Origin of the sequence: Pedomonas sp. (assembly GCF_036515995.1) — a bacterium.
GTDB lineage: Bacteria > Pseudomonadota > Alphaproteobacteria > Sphingomonadales > Sphingomonadaceae > Pedomonas.
Window position 1 is genome coordinate 1 of record NZ_DATBUP010000101.1, and the last position, 13,144, is coordinate 13,144.

Sequence of the window (13,144 nt, forward strand, 5' to 3'; positions counted from 1 at the left end):
GCTTATTCAACGCATCAGCGAACCGCCGCTGACGTTGCAGACCTGCCCGTTGATCCATCGCCCATCCTCGGAGAGAAGCAGAGCGGCCATGGCGGCGATGTCCTCCGATCGGCCAAGGCGCGTGCTCGGCGTATGGGCCTGTGCATAGTCCAGGAAATCCTTCGGCACCTGCCCGCCCGCTTCCATTTCGGCCGTGATGACGAAGCCCGGTGCCACGCAGTTGGCCGTGATGCCCTCGCGTCCCCAGCGCGAGGCGACGTGGCGCATCAGCGCGTTCAGTCCGCTTTTGGAGACAGCGTAGGAGGGCCGCGTGGCCTCGCCTGCGTCCGCTGCGGTCGAGGTGGTATAAACGATCGATCCGCCGCCCCGCTTCAGCAGGTGCGGCAGCACCGCCCGCGTGCACAGCATGTGACCGCGCAGGTTGACCGTCAGCGTGCGGTCGAACACTGCCATGTCCACGTCCAGCGCATCGCTGTCCTGAAAGATCACGCGCAAGTCAGCAGCGTTGATATGGGCTCCATCCAAGCCGCCCAGCCGCTCGACGGCGGCGGCAATGGCGGTGTTGACCGATGCCTCGTCCGCGATATCGATGGCGACGGCAAAGGCATCGCCGCCAGCCTCGGCGATTTCAGCCGCCACGGCCTGGGCTGCGGGCAGGTTGATGTCCGCGGCGCAGACGCGCGCGCCTTCGGCTGCCAGTCGGCGAACGGTCGCGGCGCCGATGCCGGTCCCTGAGCCGATGACGATGATCGCTTTGTCCTTCAATCTCTGTTGCACGGCTGCGGCTCCCCATATCGTTGCGATTTCAGAATATTTTGGTCGGCCCGAAACGATACGGCTGGAATTTTCCGTCGCGCAATAAGTATCCGCCGGACCCTGCGCCGATAGGGGGTTTTCAGCCTTCTTGGACTGCCATTCCAGAATTATCTTGCAATCCGGCCATATAAAGTTTATCCAATTAACTAATTAAACAAACACCGCATGCACCAGGCAATGCGGCAGTGCAGCAAAAAATGGGGAGAGACATGGCAGATATCCTGATTAAAGGCGGCACAGTGGTTGACGGTACCGGTGCTGCGCCGCGTAAGGCGGATGTCCGAATCAAGGGCGATGTCATCGCCGAGATTGGCGAGAACCTGGAAGCGCACGGCGAGCGCGTGTTCGAGGTGGACGGCTGCTATGTCGCCCCGGGCTTTATTGAAAGCCACACCCACTTCGATGCCACAATGTGGTGGCAGCCTGATCTGGACCCGATGCCTGGCTATGGTGTGACCACAATCATCATGGGCAACTGCGGCTTCTCGGCAGCGCCGGTGCATGACGATCCGGTCGTTCGCCAGGAAATGATCAACATCTTCTCCTTCTTCGAGGACATTCCGGAAGGTCCGTTCGTCAAGAACCTGCCGTGGGACTGGCGCAAGTGGTCAGAATACAAGGAGTCGATGACCACCCGTCTTCGCGTGCCCGCAAACTACGGCGCTTTTGTCGGCCACATCGCCATCCGTCTGGCGGTGATGGGCATGGAGGCCTGGGAGCGTCAGGCAACTTCGGAAGAAGTCGCCCAGATGGCCAAGCATCTGGAAGATGCGCTGGACGCAGGCGCGCTGGGCCTGTCGAGCAACCTGCTCGATCATGACGGCCGCGATCGTCCGGTGCCGTCGCAAGTTGCGGGTGACGAGGAATTCGAGGCTCTCCTGGCGGTGCTGGAGCGTTATCCGGGTTCCAGCATGCAGGTCATCGTCGATACCTTCATGCGCATGACTGGCCCGGCGAGCGTAGAGCGCCTGATGCGTCTGGCCAAGGGCAAGAAGGTTCGCATTCAGATCGCCGGCGGCATCCCGACGCTGGAGTTCCAGAAGCCGGCCCTCGAGAAGATGGCTCCGCTGATGGAGAAGGCCAAGGCGGAAGGCTATGACTTCTGGCCGGGCTTCGCCCACACGTCGCCGACAAACACCCTGTCGCTGACCCGCTCGCTCATCTTCGCCCAGTCCAACGACTATGTCTGGCACGAAGTGGTTCTGGCCGAGACGGAAGAAGAGAAGCTGAAGCTGCTGAAGGACCCGGATTGGCGCGCCCGTGCTCGCGAGAGCTGGGACACCAAGGTGTGGAAGCACGCGCCGATGGCCAATCCGCACCGCCTGCACCTGCGCAATTCGGACAACGGCTTCGGTCCGATCAATCTCACCCTGAAGGAACTGGCCGACAGCCGCGGTCTGCATCCCTCTGATGCGATGGCCGACTGGATCATCGCCAACGGCGTGCGCTCGACCGTGCATATGGCGCCGTTCCCGCGGGATGAGGACCTGACCGTTCAGTTGCTCAAGGACCCGCAAACGGTCGGCAACATCAACGACGCCCCGGCTCATGGGCAGATGTTCTGCGGCGGCGGCGAGAATATCCTGCTGCTGACCCGTTATGCCAAGGACGGTCTGCTTACGCTGGAGCAGTCCGTGCACGTCATGACCGGCAAGCTGGCCAACTTCTTCGGTCTGCATGACCGTGGTGAACTCAAGGTCGGCAAGCGCGCGGACATTACGGTGTTCGATTTGAACGAAATCAAGCAGGGCGAAGAGTACAAGCGCTTCGACGTGCCGGACGGAAACTACGGCATCACCTGGCGCTATACCCGGGACGCAGCACCGATGCGTCTGACCATCGTCAACGGCATGCCGACCTTCATGGAAGGGCGCTTCACCGGAGCGATGCCGGGTGAGTTCCTCAGCCCGGCGGTCGAAAGCCTCCGGCAGGCGGCGGAATAAGGAAAGGCGGGGCCTGCGGCTTGCAAAAACGAGCCGCAGGCTTTTTTCTGATACGGGCGCAAGTCAAACATGACGCGCCCGACATGGGGAGAGAAACCATGACCGGAATGGGTGACGCGATCAGCAAGGCTGATTACGAGTATTTCAACGGTGCGATCAAGCAGCACGAAACCCAGAGCTCCGTGCTGATCAGCAATTCGAAGTATCTGAACCACTCCGGCCTGCGGGCCTTGGTGGCGCAGGAATATCTGCGCCGCAACGGCGCGGATATGCCCAACACCGCCTTCATTCCCGAAGTTGCAAAAATCCTGCACGAGCTGGAAGACCTGCCGACCGTTTTCCGTCTCTTCGAGGAGGAGAAGGAGCGGCTGCCAGAATTCAAGCGCTGGCTGACCGAGAAGAAGCTGTCCAACTTCACAGCTGACGACGTGAAGCATTGCAAGGAAGGCACTCTGGGCTGGATCCTGCACGACTTCATTGCAAACAGCGGCTACAACATCGACGTGTTCTTCCAGGGCATGCCGGTCATCAACGACTTTACCTTCTACATGAAGGAGCGTGCCTACACCCACGATGTCGAGCACATGATCACCGGCTTCGGGCCGAACCATGGCGGCGAGATCGCACTGATCGTGGCCAACATGCGCGCCTTCTACAACTACTTCCGGCCCGAACTGGCAGCGTTCTTCAACCGCGTTCCGTCCTATCTGCTCTCCAAGAGCATGATGAAGAGCGGTCTTTACTATCCTGAAGCTTTCAAGATTGAGCTGGAGGCGCAGGAATGGGGCCTGAAGCAGGGCAACAACTGGAAGATGCCGCTGATGATGGTCCCCTGGCGCGACTACATCGACCGGCCGCTTGACGAGATCCGTGAGGAACTCGGCATTACGCCGATCATCCCTCAGGGTCACTGGGACTGGACCAACAGCATCAGCGAAGACCCGCGCGAGCCGGCCCAGCCGGCATCGGTGGCGGCAGAGTAATCGTCGAGACGATACCAGCCGGAAATGAGAGGGGTTTGCCGGTCAGAGGGGGCCGGCACCCCTTTCCACCCTTGACCATACAAGATCCACACGATTGAAATTATGCGGTCCCGCTGGCCGTTGGGGCAGTACGCTCTATCGTCTCTTGGGGCTGAGAGGCAGTGACAACAAGGTTTCGTAATGAGTGCAAAGTCTGAGGGAATTCCGCAGGACGTGCTGGACGCGGTGCGCACCATGCTGCGCTGGGCGGGAGAAGACCCGGAGCGCGAGGGCCTGCTGGACACGCCTGGCCGGGTAGCGCGCGCTTACCGGGAATATTTTAGGGGCTACGAGGAGGATCCATCGGTTCATCTCAGCCGGACCTTCGAGGAAGTCGGCGGCTATGACGAGATCGTGCTCTTGAAGGACATTCCCTTCATTTCCCACTGCGAGCACCACATGGCTCCGATCATCGGCAAGGGGCACATCGCCTATCTGCCGCGTAATCGCGTCGTTGGCATCTCCAAGCTGGCGCGCGTGCTCCACGGCTATGCCCGGCGCCTGCAGGTGCAGGAGCGGCTGACGGCGGAGGTGGCGGACTGCATCTGGACCCATCTCCAACCCGTCGGTGTAGCGGTGGTGATCGAGGCAACCCATGCCTGCATGACGGCACGCGGCGTCAACACGCCCAATGTCACCATGACCACCAGCCGCATGATGGGCGTCTTCCGGGATGACACCCGGGCCCGCCGCGAGGTCCTGGCCCTCATGGGCCATTGATCCGCACGCGAACCATATTCAAGATATAGCAAGCAAGACAGAATGCCGCGACAAGGCAGGGGGGACGTATCCATGGTAGATCTTGATGGCAGGCACCTTCTCATCACGGGGGCGGAAGGGGCGCTCGGCGCGGCGGTGGCGGACAGGGCAATTGATTTGGGCGCGCGCCTGACGCTCGTAGACCTGAAGACCCCGCGCGGCAGTGCCGAGGCCAATTGCCTCGCCCTGAACCTTCTGGATGCGGACGCCGTCTCGAGCGCCCTTCAAGAGGCCGGTCCGTTCGATGGCGTTCTGCATATCGCCGGCGGCTTTGACATGGGGCCGAGCGTGGCAGACATGTCGGCCGAGGCTCTGAATGCCATGATCGCGCTGAACGTGACGACCCTGCACAATCTGGTGCGGGCGGTCGTGCCGCAGATGGAAGATCGGCCGGGCAGCGCCATCGTGACGGTCGGCGCATACAACGCCCTGTCCGGCAAGCCCAACATGGGGGCGTATTGCGCCGCCAAGAGCATGGTGATGCGCCTGAGCGAGAGCATGGCAGCCGAGCTTGGCCCCAAGGGCATTCGCGTCAACTGCGTGCTGCCCGGCATCATTGATACGCCCGCCAACCGCGCATCCATGCCCGATGCGGACCGCAGCGGCTGGACCAGCCCGTCCGCTGTCGCCGATGCCATGCTGTTTCTGTGCAGCCCGCAGGCGCGCGCGATCAACGGCGCGTTGGTACCGGTCAACAATGGCGTGGAGGACTGAGGATGAAGACGCTTTCCGTTTCCCGCCTGACCGAGGCCGAGCGCGCTGAATTATTGCCTGCCTTGAAAGGCTGGGAGACGGATGCCGCGCGGGACGGCATCCGCAAGACGTTCCAGTTCAGGGACTTCACTCAGGCCTTCGGCTTCATGGCGAGTGTGGCCCTGATGGCGGAAAAGGCAGACCACCATCCCGAATGGTTCAACGTCTATAACCGCGTCGAAATCCTTCTGACCACTCACGATGCGGATGGCCTGTCCATGCGCGACATCGAACTCGCAAGGGCCATCGAGCAGCTGCTTTAAATCCAACCGACGAGGCGGGCTGGGGCTACTTCTTACCTTTGGAGAGTTTCTTCAGCTCGCTATCGATGCCATCCACCAGCGTGCGCAGTCCAGTGCCGAGAATGCGGTCGGGGTCGCCCTTGCCCACCCACTTTTGCGCTTCGTACACCAGTTCGCGCTGGGCGGGCGTCAGCCGCTCGAGGCCCTCGCTCAGGTCGAGCAGTTCTGAACTCTCGACTTCGGAGCTGTCCGACGCAAAGTAGGTGCGGATCATACCGACCGTGCCGGACAGAAACCAGCTGCCGGTCTCGTACAAAGTCAGGCCCGAGAAGCCCAGATCGTGCAAGAGTGCGATGACCGGCATCTGCACTTTCAGCCAGGGGCCGGAGAGCTTTCCCTCCCAGCTCATCAGCTGAAGCATGCCGCGGTTCTTTCGGAACAGGCGCACCACATTGTGCTGCCAGGCGGTCAATTGCTCGCGCCAGTCTCCGTTGGCCGGGACATCCGGGAAATCCGCAAAGGCCTTGGCGCCCATGGCATCAAGCAGCGCCGCCCGGCTGGGGAAATATCGGCTGAGAGCGGGGGGCGAGACGCCCAGCTCCCGCGCCACCTTTGCCGTGGTGAACTCTTCCTTTGGATTTGCGCGCAGAACCTCGAGCGCCACATCGACGATCGTATCGCTCGACAGCATAGGGGGGCGTCCGCGCGGAGCCGAGATCTGCTCTGCCGCCACCCGACTGACCCTCTTGCGTTTGTCTGCCATTTAATTTATCCGATTAAATTACTACAATTAACAAACAGGAGGCTCCGGAGTATCGGATTATCGAGCTGGGGGCAACAGGGAAGCCGGATGCAAACCGACAAATCACAATATACAGCGTCCCGCTCTCCGTCAGTCTCCCAATTATAGCACGATCAGACAGTCTCTCTAGCAAGCCTTCATGCGGGGCCGGATCCGTGGTGCAGCCAGAGGCGGTGGGCCCCGGGTCAGCCATGCAAAGTGAATTGTTGAGTTGCGGATGCGTAGCGTCGGGGGAAGGGGCCTGGACAACAGAATAAAGACTTTTTCCCACGAAAAACGGCGCTGAACACAGCCAACAACATGGGGAGGGAAATAAGTGCTTTATAAAAATATGGTGGCGTCCGCGGTTGCTATGACGGCCGTCTGGATGGCCGGGCCTGCATTGGGCCAGACGGCGGACGGGGCGCAGGAGACCGCCGATTCCACAACCTATCTTCAGGATATTGTCGTCACCGCGCAAAGGCGCGAGGAAAGCCTTCAGAAGGTTCCGGTCGCCGTCACTGCGGTCAGCAACGAAATGCTGACCGATCTTCGGGTCACTGGTCCGCAAAGCCTCTCGGGCATGGCGCCGAGCGTACTGATCAGCTCACAAGGCAGTCAATCCAATCCTACGGTCTCCATTCGCGGTATTGCGAGCGGCACCTCGAACAACGCGGTCGACCCGAAGGTCGGCATGTACGTGGATGGCGTTTACATCGGCCGCACGGTCGGATCGCTGTTCGACCTTGCGGAAATCGAGCGGGTCGAAATTCTGCGCGGCCCGCAGGGCACACTGTTCGGACGCAACGCCACGACCGGCGCGATCAGCCTGGTCACTGCCGCGCCGACAGGCGAACAGAGCGTGCGGGGCTCCGTGTCCTACGGCAATTATGACGCCAAGCGCCTGAAGGTCTCCGCCAACCTGCCGGAAATGGGCCGGCTCGCGGTGCGCTTCTCCTACCTGCACGACGAGACCGAAGGCGACGTGAAAAACCTGCTGGCGGGCAAGAAGCTCGATGTTCGCCTGCGTGATCCCCAGCTCGGCGTGCTTGAATATGCCGATACCCTTGGTGCCCGCAATACCGATGCGGTGCAGGTGGCGGCGCGGCTTGATCTGGACGCGGTCACCATTGATTACCGGTTCGACTATACCGATGGTCGCTACACGGGCCGCGGCATGCAGGGGTTCGGCATTCTGCCGGATGCCTCGAGCGCGCTGTTCGCGCCCATCGTCAACCTGCAGGCGTTGTTTGGCGGCATTACCAACCTCTCTGAGACGCGGCTCTCCGAAATTGCAGCGGCCACCAGCGTCGAGCATGTCATCACGCAGGGTCATAATCTGACGCTGACTCACAGCAATGACGATGGCGTCACACTCAAGAGCATCACCGGCTTCCGCAAGATGAACCAGAAGCCGAACATTCATGACCTGGCGGGGTCGGGCGGGCTCAAGTTCACGCAAGGCCAGCTTTTTGCTCTTCTGACCGGCAACATCACCGGACCCGGCGGCGTGTTCGACCCAGCCAACCTGCCGGGGGAGAACGACAGCTTCTTCTCGCTGATGACGGTGCGCAGCACCAAGCAGAAGCAGTTTAGCCAGGAGTTCCAGCTTCAGCTGGACCGCGATGCCTTTCAGCTGACCGCGGGCGCCTTCTACTTCTACGAAAACGCGCCGGCGCGTGACCTTCTGGGCATCTTTCAGCCGGTCGCCAACGGTGTGGTGCTACCCAACCCGTTCCTCGACCCGATGTTCGGCAGCGGCATGACCATTACCCGCGCCAAGAACGAGTCCTACGCGGGCTACACCCAGCTGACCTATCACCTGACCGATCAGCTGGACCTGGCGGGCGGCATCCGCTTTACGAAGGACAAGCGCGAAACCCGCATCGACGCCATTTCAGGCGGGCAGGGCGGCGAACTGGGCATCGGCACCTATGAGAAGTCCTACAGCCGCTGGAACTACACGGGCATCCTGACCTGGCGTCCGACTGACGACACGACGGCCTACGCCAAGATCGCAACCGGCTATGTGGCGGGCGGCGTCCTCAGCGGCATTCCTTATGATCCGGAAACCCTCACGTCCTACGAGCTCGGTCTGAAGGCCCAATGGCTGGACAACCGGGTTCGCACCAACGTGGCGCTGTTCTACAACGACTACAAGGATCTCCAGACGCAGAGTTTCCTGAACGGTCGCCAGCAGTTCAACAACGCGGGCGAGGCAACCATCAAGGGCTTCGAGGCAGAACTGGACGCCGTGCCGGTGCGCGGGCTGACCATCAGCGCCAATCTCAGCTACTCCAAGGTCGATTACGGATCCTATATCCTGAACGGCGTGGACGTGGCGGATATCGCTCGCGTGGTTTACACCCCGGACTGGACCGGACGCATCTACGCTCAGTATGACGCGCCGGAGTTCTCCAACGGCTCGAACCTGTTCGCTCACGTCGAGGCCAAATACATGGGAGATACGGCACTGGTCGCGGTCCCGATTACGGACACGACTGGCGCGGTATCGCCGCTTGAGCAGAACTCCCTGATCGACAGCTACTGGCTGGTCAACGGCCGCATTGGTCTTGCCAACATCACGCTGGGTCGCGGGACTGCGCAATTGTCCTTGTATGGCCAGAACCTGTTCAACGAGCGCTACGTGCCGTTCGGTGCCTCGACCATGTATCTGTCGGGCAGCTACGGCTTCAGCCGAACCTACGGTGTCGAACTCTCGTTCGACTTCTGATCGGACACGCGGCGGGCTTCGGCCCGCCGCAAGTTTCTTGCGCGCAGACGACAAAGCAAAAAAGAGGGGAAGTGGGATGCGCCTTGCGAACAAGCTCGCTGTTGTAACCGCCGCGGCATCCGGCATGGGGCGCGCGGGCGTGGAAGTCTTCGTGCGCGAAGGCGCGCAGGTGGTCGCCGTTGATATCAACGAGGCGGCTCTGATCGACCTGGCCCAGGCCGTTGGCCCGGCCGTCAGACCGCTGGTGGCGGATCTGACCGACCTTGAGCGCTGCCGCTCGTACATCCATCAGGCGGCGGAGATGCTGGGCGGCATCGATCTGCTGTGGAGCCATGCGGGAATGCCGGTCGACGGCAGGATCGAAGGTCTGGACATGGCGGAGTATGACCGCTCTATCATGCTGAACCTGACTTCGTCCGTTCTGGCTGCGGGCGAAGTGATCGGATACATGCGCAGGCGCGGCGGCGGCTCCATCCTGTTCACCGGCTCTACTGCCGGTCTGGTCGGCTCCATGGCCAGCCCGGTCTATTCAGCCGAGAAATTTGCCGTGGTCGGCTTCACCAAATCGCTCGCACAGCGGTTCGCGCCGGACAACGTGCGTGTGAACGTGGTGTGCCCGAGCATTGCCAACACGCCCATGAAGCAGGGCTTCATCGGTGCCTCCACCGATCCGGAAGCTTTTGAGAAGGTTCTGACGGCGTCCATCCCGCTCGGCCGTTTCGCCAGCGCCGAGGATGTGGCCAACGCCGCCCTTTTCCTGTTGTCGGACGAGGCCAGCTTCATCACCGGCGTTGCCCTGCCGGTGGATGGGGGCTTTACCGCCCGCTGAGGCCTGTCCTGAAGGCAGAGTATCCGGGGCCGGGCAGCCTGTATGCTGGTCGGCCCCTTTGATTTCCGGAAAATATCGCGGCAGCCGGGCTCTAGTCCGAATGGACGGAGGGCCTGTTGCCTGCCCATGATAGCGTTCGAGGTTGCCATTCGCCAGCCGGCGTTACGATCGGAGCGGAAGGCGGGAAACCAGATCACCAAGCATAAGGGGAGTGTCATGCCGTTGGATCCGCAGCTTCAGCCCATTCTCGATTCCATGGCCCCCATGGCCGCCATTGACTGGGGCACCATGCCGCCGAATGCTGCCCGGGAGATGATGGGCGCAATGCCGCTGCCCTATCAGGTCGACCTGCCCGAGGTGCGGGACATCACCGTTGCCGGCGACGGCGCGCAGCTTGCCGCCCGCCTCTATCGTCCGTCGGCGGAAGAGGGTCTGCCGGTTGTCGTGTTCTTCCACGGCGGTGGCTGGGTGACCGGCACGCTGGAGAGCCACGACCTGCTGTGCCGCCTGATTGCAAGGGAGAGCGGCTGTGCTGTCGTCTCCGTCGATTACCGGCTTGCACCCGAACATGCGTTCCCCGTCCCGCTGGAAGACTGCTACGCCGCCGTGCAGTGGGTTGCAGCCAATGCGGCGGCCCTTGGCGTGGACGCAAGCCGTCTTGCCGTGGCAGGAGACAGCGCGGGCGGAAACCTTGCCGCAGCGGTTGCGCTGCTGACGCGGGACCGGGGTGGCGCAACGATTTCCCACCAACTGTTGCTCTACCCTGTGGCGGATGCGGACTTTGCCAACGGCTCCTACACTGAAAACGGCCAGGGCTATTTCCTGAGCAAGGACATGATGCGCTGGTTCTGGGGGCATTATGTGGGAGCCGACGCCCTGGCTTCCGGCAACGTGCCGCCGCTGGCCGCCCTTTGCCGGGTTGAAAACCTGGCTGGCTTGCCGTCCGCATCCATCGTTACTGCCGAATACGATCCGCTGCGCGATGAAGGCGAAGTTCTGGCGCGTCGGCTTGCAGACGCCGGCGCGGCGGTCGAGCTGACCCGGGTGCCGGGTGTGATCCACGGCTTTGCCAGCATGCTCGGCATTGCAGATATTGCGGAGAAAACCGTGCGCGATGCCAGCCGCCGCCTGGCTGAAAGCCTGGGCGCGGGTGCCAAAATCATGGCCGGGGCCTGAGTTTAGGCCGAACGGACGATGCAGCGGCGCGAGACGTCCTGCAGTCTGAGCCTGACAAAGACGCCTCGAATGCGTCATGGGGAGGGAAGACAATGAAATTCTCGATTATTTACGAAGCACAGATGGTCGACACCTCGCGCAAGAGCGAGCAGCAGTGCTTCCATGACATGATTGAGCAGGCCATGCTGGCCGAAGAGGTCGGCTTCGATACGGTCTGGGCGGTCGAGCACACCGCGCTGACCCAATATGCCCACATGTCTGCACCGGAGACGTTCCTGGCGTTCCTGGCGGGCAAGACTTCGCGCCTTGGCATCGGTCACGGCGTCGTCTGCCTGCCGCCGGCGATGAACCACCCGGTCAAGGTGGCCGAGCGCATTGCAACGCTCGACATCCTGTCCAAGGGCCGTGTGCACTTCGGCATGGGCAAGGGCGGCACCCAGCAGGAAGCCGGCACCTTCGGCTATGACCTGAACGAGCTTCAGCCGATGATCGAGGAATCGATGAAGCTGGTGCCCAAGATCATGGTGCAGGACGAGATCGAGCACGACGGCCAGTACATCAAGATCCCGCGTCGCCCGATTCACCCGAAGCCGCAGCAGGATCCGCACCCGCCGCTCTATTATGCCTGCACCCGCGAAGCGACGCTGCAGTCGGCCGGCAACTGGGGCATCGGCGCCCTGGTGCTGGGCTTCGGCGGACCGGAGGAAATCGCCCGCAAGAACGCCATCTATCGCGAGCATTTCCGCAATCGCAAGCCGGAGGACCAGGTCGGCTTCCGTCCGACCGAGCATCTGGCGGCGCTGTGCCCGGCCACCGTTCTGGAAGATCGCGAAAAGGCCCGTCGCATCGGTCTGCGCGGTCAGCGGTTCTTCGCTGAATCGCTTGCCTACTGGTATCAAGGCGGCCCGAAGCCGGTGGTCTACGAAGAAGCCACGGCCGAGGATTCCGAGCGCTGGCTGCAGCAGGGCAAGGAAGCAGTCGTTGCCTACCTGTCCGAGGAAAAGATCCCGGTCGGCTCCGAGCACACCAGCAATTACGAGGTGCAGCCGGACGCCTACGGCACGCCGGAGGACTGCATCCGTTACGTGACTCGTCTTCAGGACGCAGGCGCAGACGAAATCCTGTTCCTGTTTCAGATGGGCGGCATTCCGCACGAGGTCATTCTGGAGACCATCCGCAACATTGGCGAGAAGGTCATCCCGCACTTCCGCGCGCAGGAAGCCAGCCGCAAGACGGCTGCCGAGTAAGGATCAACACCGCCGGGGGCGCGCACGGCTCCCCCGGCATCTTCCGTCTGACTGCGGGATGCGCCTGCCATTTTTGGCGAGCGCGTCCCTTTTTTATCTGGAGAGGGCGGCGTCTGGCCCCGGCGATAAATCAGTCCGCCTGCTGGCGAGACTGCGCGGCGACTGGCACCACGCTGTTGAGGATCAGCCGGACGAGGCGTGACTGGCGGTCAACGCCCGTCTTCTCGAAGATCGAGCGCAGATGGGCCCGTACGGTATTGCGCTTGATGCCAAGCGCAAGGCCTGCCTCGTCCAGCGTTGCGCCATTCACAAGTTGCACACAGATGGCGGACTCGGCGGCCGTGAGGCCGAACAGGGCGGAGATGGTCTCGGGCGAGACGGACACGGATGTCTCCGGATCGCTGAGCAGCACGATGGCACGCGGCTCGATCGCCTCGCTCAGACCGAGCGGGGCGGGCTGTACCACCAGCCCAAGGTCGCCCCGGCCGCTTGGCCGCTCCACCCGCAACGCCGTCGGCAGCGGCTGGCGCTCGTCCGGCCGCACGCGCGCAACGGCGCGAATGGCGTCGCGCAGGCGCTGGGTATCGCGCGGTGTGTCCAAGGCCAGATAGCCGCCCACATCCTGAAGGCCGTCGCGTTGGTTGATAACGGCCCGGGCAATGCCGCTCACTTCCAGAATACGGCCATCATCGGCCACCACGATGGAGCCGATCGCCAGACGGGACAGGGCGTGGGCATAGAAGCTGCGGTCGGTCTCGGCGGTCGCCAGCTTGGCCAGTACCTCCAGCGTCAGCTTCACGTGCGGCAGCAGCTGCTCCAGCAGGGCCTTTTCGTCTGGGGTA

General features: G+C 62.3%; 11 protein-coding genes and 1 pseudogene. 9 read left to right on the plus strand and 3 right to left on the minus strand.

What is annotated here, in order from left to right; all coding sequences use genetic code 11:
* Positions 1-6: 6 nt before the first annotated feature.
* Positions 7-777, minus strand: coding sequence for an SDR family oxidoreductase (locus tag VIG90_RS07680; protein WP_331592904.1), 771 nt, complete (start codon positions 775-777; stop codon positions 7-9).
* Positions 778-1,025: 248 nt separating this feature from the next.
* Here VIG90_RS07680 and VIG90_RS07685 point away from each other — a divergent pair, with 248 nt between their 5' ends.
* The 5 genes from VIG90_RS07685 (at position 1,026) to VIG90_RS07705 (ending at position 5,556) form a co-directional block, all read left to right on the plus strand.
* Positions 1,026-2,759 carry an N-acyl-D-amino-acid deacylase family protein gene (locus tag VIG90_RS07685; RefSeq protein ID WP_331592905.1) on the plus strand — a complete coding sequence of 578 codons (1,734 nt, stop codon included), beginning with the start codon at positions 1,026-1,028 and terminating at the stop codon, positions 2,757-2,759.
* 98 nt (positions 2,760-2,857) lie between these two features.
* Entirely contained in the window at positions 2,858-3,742 is an 885-nt protein-coding gene (locus VIG90_RS07690; protein WP_331592906.1) for a Coq4 family protein, read from the plus strand.
* A 180-nt stretch (positions 3,743-3,922) separates the two neighbouring features.
* A complete protein-coding gene (gene folE, locus VIG90_RS07695) occupies positions 3,923-4,501 on the plus strand; it encodes a GTP cyclohydrolase I FolE (protein WP_331592907.1) in 579 nt (192 codons plus the stop codon).
* Between the two features lie 72 nt (positions 4,502-4,573).
* Complete coding sequence (locus VIG90_RS07700) at positions 4,574-5,254, plus strand: SDR family oxidoreductase (RefSeq protein ID WP_331592908.1); 681 nt, start codon at positions 4,574-4,576, stop codon at positions 5,252-5,254.
* Between the two features lie 2 nt (positions 5,255-5,256).
* Entirely contained in the window at positions 5,257-5,556 is a 300-nt protein-coding gene (locus tag VIG90_RS07705) for a 4a-hydroxytetrahydrobiopterin dehydratase (protein WP_331592909.1), read from the plus strand.
* Positions 5,557-5,581: 25 nt separating this feature from the next.
* On the opposite strand, the gene VIG90_RS07710 is transcribed toward VIG90_RS07705, so the two are convergent.
* Positions 5,582-6,298, minus strand: a complete 717-nt coding sequence (locus VIG90_RS07710) for a helix-turn-helix domain-containing protein (protein ID WP_331592910.1) — start codon at positions 6,296-6,298, stop codon at positions 5,582-5,584.
* Between the two features lie 355 nt (positions 6,299-6,653).
* Here VIG90_RS07710 and VIG90_RS07715 point away from each other — a divergent pair, with 355 nt between their 5' ends.
* The 4 genes from VIG90_RS07715 to VIG90_RS07730 all read left to right on the plus strand — a co-directional run bounded on the left by VIG90_RS07715 (position 6,654) and on the right by VIG90_RS07730 (position 12,302).
* Positions 6,654-9,050: a TonB-dependent receptor gene (locus VIG90_RS07715; RefSeq protein WP_331592911.1), complete on the plus strand. Its 2,397-nt coding sequence runs from the start codon at positions 6,654-6,656 to the stop codon at positions 9,048-9,050.
* Between the two features lie 76 nt (positions 9,051-9,126).
* Complete coding sequence (locus tag VIG90_RS07720) at positions 9,127-9,879, plus strand: SDR family NAD(P)-dependent oxidoreductase (RefSeq protein ID WP_331592912.1); 753 nt, start codon at positions 9,127-9,129, stop codon at positions 9,877-9,879.
* 216 nt (positions 9,880-10,095) lie between these two features.
* Positions 10,096-11,055 carry an alpha/beta hydrolase gene (locus tag VIG90_RS07725; RefSeq protein ID WP_331592913.1) on the plus strand — a complete coding sequence of 320 codons (960 nt, stop codon included), beginning with the start codon at positions 10,096-10,098 and terminating at the stop codon, positions 11,053-11,055.
* 92 nt (positions 11,056-11,147) lie between these two features.
* Positions 11,148-12,302 (plus strand): LLM class flavin-dependent oxidoreductase, encoded by a 1,155-nt coding sequence (locus tag VIG90_RS07730; RefSeq protein ID WP_331592914.1) that lies wholly within the window; start codon positions 11,148-11,150, stop codon positions 12,300-12,302.
* Positions 12,303-12,432: 130 nt separating this feature from the next.
* Here VIG90_RS07730 and VIG90_RS07735 read toward each other — a convergent pair.
* Positions 12,433-13,144: pseudogene (locus VIG90_RS07735) on the minus strand (helix-turn-helix transcriptional regulator); the annotation flags it as partial.